1 protein-coding gene is annotated in these 267 nt (G+C 62.5%); it reads right to left on the bottom strand.

Going from position 1 to position 267, the window contains the following annotated elements; all coding sequences use genetic code 11:
- The coding region (locus ACYYG1_RS17500; protein ID WP_461211617.1) for a branched-chain amino acid transport system II carrier protein at positions 1–267 on the bottom strand (267 nt) is incomplete at both ends.

Here is a 267-nt window from a genome sequence, read left to right as displayed (position 1 = left end):
AGATCTGGATCAGGTGGCTCAGGCCGAGGTTGGAGACCACCATCGAGAACAGGCCCAGAATAAACACCAGCGTCTTATAGGAGAACGGCAGGTATTGCGCGAAGAACTCGGCGCAGGCGCAGGTCAGGCCTACCGCGGTCACCATGCAGGCGATGAAGATCAGCGCCGCCAGGAAGAAGCTGCCCAGACCGCCGAAGGTGTTCTGAACGTAAGCGTGCAGGATCACCGCGCCGTTGGTGGCGTCAGGCACCAGCGCGCCGCTGCCGG

The sequence above is a fragment of the Desulfocurvus sp. DL1XJH-121 genome, assembly GCF_054819825.1.
Note: the sequence above shows the minus strand (reverse complement) of the source record. Positions and strands in the feature narration are given on the sequence as shown.